This window comes from Halomonas sp. BC04, from assembly GCF_000568385.1.
The window spans coordinates 1-5,027 of record NZ_AZQX01000283.1 but is presented as its reverse complement, the minus strand read 5'-3'; the positions used below and the strand labels follow the sequence as shown (position 1 = coordinate 5,027).

Genomic DNA, 5,027 nt, shown 5'->3' with positions numbered 1-5,027 from the left:
CGGCATGCAGGATGTCGAAGCAGCCGKTSGATGACCACCCGCTCGCCGCGGGCCTGGGCGGCCCGCACCGCCTCGATCAGCGGCGACTCCTCGATCACACCGAACTCGGCCAGCTTGTCGCCGTGCAGGGCCGTGTAGAGCTCGGCGATGGAGAGCGTCGCCGTGCCCGGCTTGGCCACCACCAGGCCGGCGGCCAGGTTGGCCAGGGTCATGGCTTCGGGAAAGCCGTGCCCGGCGGCCAGCGCCAGCCCCAGCACGCCGATCACGGTGTCGCCGGCGCCGGTCACGTCGTACACCTCGCGGGCCCGGGTGGGAATATGCAGTGGCTCGTGGTCGGCCCGGATCAGCGTCATGCCCTTCTCGCTGCGGGTGATCAGCAGGGCCTCGAGCTCGAGCTCCCTGCACAGCGCCTCGCCCCGGGCAGCCAGCTCGGCGTCGTCGCGGCAGTGGCCGACCACGCCCTCGAACTCGGCCAGGTTTGGGGTGATCACGCTGGCCCCCCGATACTTGCGGAAGTCACTGCCCTTGGGATCGACCAGTACCCGCTTGCCCGAGGCCTTGACCCGCTCGATCAGCGCTTCCACCTGATTGAGGGTGCCCTTGCCATAGTCGGAAAGGATCACCAGGTCGCAGCCGGGAAGCCCCTGCTCGACCCGGGCCAGCAGGCCTGAGGTGTCGACCCCTTCCAGACCATCCTCGAAGTCGAGACGAATCAGCTGCTGGTTGCGGCTCATGACCCGCAGCTTGGTGATGGTGGGAATGCCCGCGCTGCTCTCGAAGTAGGTCTCCACTCCGGCGGCCTCCATGCGGGCGATGAGGCGACGAGCATTGTCATCGTCCCCGACCATGCCGCTCAGGGCGGCATGGGCGCCCAGGGAGGCGATATTGAGCGCCACGTTGGCCGCACCACCGGGGCGATCCTCGCACTCCTCCACTCGGACCACCGGTACCGGCGCCTCCGGCGAGATACGTGAGGTGGCGCCATGCCAGTACCGATCGAGCATCACATCGCCTACCACCAGTACGTGTGCCTGCTCAAGTGCGGTCAGATCAAGCTTCATCGGGTATCTCCATTTCCTTGCTCTCGTTCGGCCCGGCCAGCAATGCATCGAGTCGTTGAACGACGTCATCGACTCGAATCAGGGACATGGCGTCGGGATGACGAACGCGCTGGCCCCAGGCGATCTCCTCGGGCTCCTTGTGGAGGTAGGCGCGCACCGCCTCGGGATAACGATCGACCACATGGTCACGCCACAGGTAGGGCGCCGCACGGTCGGGGTTGGTGGTGGCATAGAGGCCGATCACCGGGGTACCCATGGCGTTGGCCATATGCACCGGTCCGGAGTCGGGGGCGATCACCACCCGCGCCCGGGCGATGAGGGCCAGCAGGCCCTTGAGCGAGCTGTCGCCGATGACATCGATCACCGCCTCCGGCCGGCTCATTGCCTGGATGCGCTCCCCCACTTCCCGCTCCTGGGTGCTGCCACCGCCGGTGAGCACCGTTTTCAGGCCAAACTGCGCCCAGGCGTGCTCGATGACCGCCGCATAGCCCTCGGCGGACCAGTTGCGAAAGTTGCGCAGCCGCGGGTTGGCGCAGGGGCTCATCAGCAGGTAGGCGTGGTCACCGGTCAGCCTGCGGGCCTCCTCCTCGGCCTCGACCGGCACCGGCAGGTTCCACTCCAGCCCGTGATCCTCGACGCCCAGCAGGCGGGCGAAGTCCATGAACGACTCCAGCACATGGGCGCGCGGATGAGGTGCCAGCTGGCGATGGGTGAACCAGTGCTGGGCATCCTTGGCCCGCGTCTTGTCGAACCCCACCCGCACGTCGGCCTTCAGCCCCAGGGAGAGTACGCTGGCCCGCAGTGCCTGCTGCATGTGCAGCAGCACGTCGAAACGGGTGTCGCCGAGCTGGCGCCATAGCCGCCGCATTCCCGCAAGGCCGCTGGCCTTGTCGTAGACGACGAACTCGACCCCCGAGAGGCCGGCCAGTAGACTGTGTTCCGCCTTGCCGATGATCCAGGTGATGCGAATATCGGGCCACTGGCGCTGCAGCGCCCGGATGGTGGGGACCAGATTGCACACGTCGCCCAGTGCGGAGAGGCGCAGCACGGCGATATGGCGAGGTTGGGCAGGCAGAGGATGCTTCATGCACTTGGCAACATGTCGGACGGGAAAGGTTTTCATTCTATATGATGCGGACAGTGTATGTGACGCCAACCTGAGGCCACAAATCACCCCGCAGCTGTTCTCGCCCGCCCATTGGCGTGAAACGGATCGTGTGGTGGGCGAAGCGCCGGGCCGCGGCAGCAGCCTCTTTCTCGACGCGAACGGCGCCCAATGGGTATTGCGCCCCTACCGCCGCGGCGGGCTGATGGCGCGTATTGCCCGGCAGCGCTACCTCTGGATGGGCCTGGAACGAACCCGGGCGTTTCGCGAACTGCGCCTGACCGCCGAGCTCTACGCACGCGGCCTGCCCGTACCCAGGCCGGTTGCCGCTGCCGTCACGCGGCACGGGCTCGCCTATGAAGCGGCGCTGATCACGGTACGCATTCCCGGCGCCCGCTCCCTTGCCGACCGCCTCATCGAGCACACTGCCAGCGACGAACTCCTCGAGGCGGTGGGGCGCACCATTCGCCGCTTTCATGACAACGGCCTCGATCATGTCGACCTCAATGCCCGCAATCTGCTGGTCGATGCTCAGAAAAAGGTATGGCTGATCGATCTGGACCGCTGCCGACTGCGCAAGGCCGGCAGCTGGCAGGAGGCCAATCTTCGACGCCTGGATCGCTCCCTGGAGAAATTCGGCGCCAGCGAAGCCGGTGCGACGATTCGCCGTGGCTATGCCTGAGAATATTCGTCGACCAGGCCGGTCACATGGGCGGCCAGGGTAAAGTCCTCCTGCACCCGCCTGCTGGCCGCCTGCCCCAGGCGCCGTCGCAACGCCTCATCGCCAGCCAGCTCGGCCAGCCTCTCGCTCCAGCCCGCGGCGTCCTCAGGGCCGGCCAGTCGCCCTGTGCTGGCATCGAGCAGCTCGGGAATCGCTCCGCTGTCGCTGCCGATGATCGCCTTGCCGGCGGCCATGGCCTCGATGACCGTGAGACCGAAGGCCTCGTTGCGCGACGGCACGCAGACGATGTCCAGCGCCTCGAACAGCCGCGGCAGGTCACGTCGAAAACCGGCAAAGTGAACTTGCGCTTCCAGCCCGAGAGACGCGACCTGCTGCCGCAACCGAGAGACATAGCTTTCGTCGCTGCCCTCGGCGGCGGTGAGCCCGCCAACCACCACGCCATGCCAAGACAGATCCGGGTGGCGATCACGCAGCAGGCCCAGCGCCTCGACCCAGAGGTCCTGCCCCTTGCCACCGGTGAGCCGCCCGGGCAGGCCGATGGCCACACTGCCGGCAGGAATACCGAGCTCGCTGCGCAATGCGTCGCACTCAGCCTCGCTCAGCCGGGGGCGATAGGGCTCTGGGTCGATACCGAGATAGAGACGCTTGATTCGCCCCTCCGGCAGGGGAAAGGCGGCGACATTGCGCGCCCTCGTCGCTTCGCTGATAGCGAAGAGCCGGCTGACCCTGCCATAGGCCCAGCGGTGGTAGAGGTCCTTCTTGGCGCGGGTTACCCCCATGTGATCGGTGAAGAACAGCTTCAGCCCCGGCTTCAGGGTCGCCAGCAGGGCTCCCAGGCGCAAATCGCTGGACTTGTGGCAGTGCAACACGTCGATACCCTGTCGCTTCAGGTAGGCGAGGATTCGACCGACCTGAAGCAGCGCCCGCCCACGACTGGGCACCGTCAGCGGCTCGATGCCCGCCTCGACCAGGCTTGCCGCCACCGCAGAACCGGCAAGCGCAAGACCATGGGGCTCCCACCCCTGGCGCTTCAGCTCGGGTATAATCCGTCCAGGATACATTTCCAGTCCGCCCCAGCCATCCGACAGGCAGATGTGCATTACCTTGTGCGACAAGGTCGCCTCCTTCTTCGGCCACCGGGGCACGGGAGCCAGATGACGCTAACTTCCAACGGGGGCAAGCCCCGCGAATCGACCCGCATACTGGTCGTGCGAAACGACAAGGTCGGCGACTTCATGCTGGCCTGGCCGGCTCTTGCCTGTCTCAAGGCCGCAGCGCCCACCCTGCATATCAGCGTCCTGGTGCCCAGCTATACGGCCCCCCTGGCCCGACAGTGCCCCTGGATCGACGAGGTGATCCTGGACCCGGGCGACGGCGCCGGTCGCGATGCTCAGCGAGCTCTGCTGGCACGGCTTCGAGGGGGTCGCTTTGCGGCCCTGTTGACCCTCTATTCGACGCCGCGCATCGGATGGCTGGGCTGGCGTGCCGGCATTCCGCTACGCCTGGCGCCCGCCACCAAATGGGCACAGCTATTCTACAACCATCGCGTCACCCAGCGCAGGTCCCGTTCCGCCCGTCCGGAGTATGTCTACAACATCGAGCTGGCCGACGCGCTGCTGCTCGCCCTGGGCATGGCGCCGGCCGCCCACCCGGAACCGCCCTACTGGCCGCTGCCCGCCGACGCGCCTGCAGCACAGAGGGCCCGGCTCGGCCATGAACTGGCGATCGACAGGGCCCGTCCCTGGGTCTACCTGCATGCCGGCAGTGGCGGCTCGGCGGTGAACCTGACAACCGCGCAGTATGCCGAGCTGGCCCGCCTGACCGATAAGCGTGCGGGCGAGGGCAGGCCCATCTGGATCATGACCGCGGGGCCCGGCGAGGAGGCCACCGCCGGTGAGCTGCGCGACCGGCTGTTGGCCGACGGCCTCGAAGCGGTCGTGCTGCCGCCACGAAAAGGGGTGGATGACTTTGCGATGGCCCTTGCGGCAGCCGACCTGTTCATTGCCGGCTCCACCGGTCCGCTGCATATTGCCGGCTGTCTCGACCGGCCCACCGCCGGCTTCTATCCGGCCCGACGCTCGGCCACCCCGCTGCGCTGGCAGACCTGCAACAGCGAGTCACGGCGGCTCGCCTTCAGTCCCCCGGAGGCGCCGCCGAATCCGACATGGCTACCATCGAC

The 5,027-nt window shown here is 67.4% G+C and carries 4 protein-coding genes and 1 pseudogene; 2 read left to right on the top strand and 3 right to left on the bottom strand.

The genetic code is table 11. The annotated features are described in order from the left end of the window. Together hldE and Q427_RS19360 are read right to left on the bottom strand one after the other, a co-directional pair. Nucleotides 1-1,061, bottom strand: a pseudogene (gene hldE / locus Q427_RS19365) (bifunctional D-glycero-beta-D-manno-heptose-7-phosphate kinase/D-glycero-beta-D-manno-heptose 1-phosphate adenylyltransferase HldE); the annotation flags it as partial. Continuing rightward, a complete protein-coding gene (locus Q427_RS19360; protein WP_043516754.1) occupies nt 1,051-2,148 on the bottom strand; it encodes a glycosyltransferase family 9 protein in 1,098 nt (365 codons plus the stop codon). The gene Q427_RS19360 and the pseudogene hldE, both read right to left, overlap by 11 nt. On the opposite strand from Q427_RS19360, the gene Q427_RS19355 reads away from it, so the two are divergent. Continuing rightward, nucleotides 2,147-2,848, top strand: coding sequence for a 3-deoxy-D-manno-octulosonic acid kinase (locus tag Q427_RS19355; protein ID WP_043516752.1), 702 nt, complete (start codon nt 2,147-2,149; stop codon nt 2,846-2,848). The two genes, Q427_RS19360 and Q427_RS19355, sit on opposite strands and share 2 nt — an antisense overlap. Here the strand turns inward: Q427_RS19355 and Q427_RS19350 are convergent. Further along, nucleotides 2,839-3,963 (bottom strand): glycosyltransferase family 4 protein, encoded by a 1,125-nt coding sequence (locus tag Q427_RS19350; protein ID WP_231613800.1) that lies wholly within the window; start codon nt 3,961-3,963, stop codon nt 2,839-2,841. The two genes, Q427_RS19355 and Q427_RS19350, sit on opposite strands and share 10 nt — an antisense overlap. A 39-nt stretch (nt 3,964-4,002) precedes the next feature. Between Q427_RS19350 and Q427_RS19345 the strand changes: the two genes are divergently transcribed. Continuing rightward, nucleotides 4,003-5,027, top strand: a 1,025-nt coding sequence (locus tag Q427_RS19345) for a glycosyltransferase family 9 protein (RefSeq protein WP_155833630.1), incomplete at its 3' end; no start/stop codon positions are given.

Bases quoted from the DNA above. Each gene is read 5' to 3' on its own strand.
- Q427_RS19360 (WP_043516754.1), bottom strand. From the start codon at position 2,148: ATGAAGCATCCTCTGCCTGCCCAACCTCGCCATATCGCCGTGCTGCGC.
- Q427_RS19355 (WP_043516752.1), top strand. From the start codon at position 2,147: ATGCACTTGGCAACATGTCGGACGGGAAAGGTTTTCATTCTATATGAT.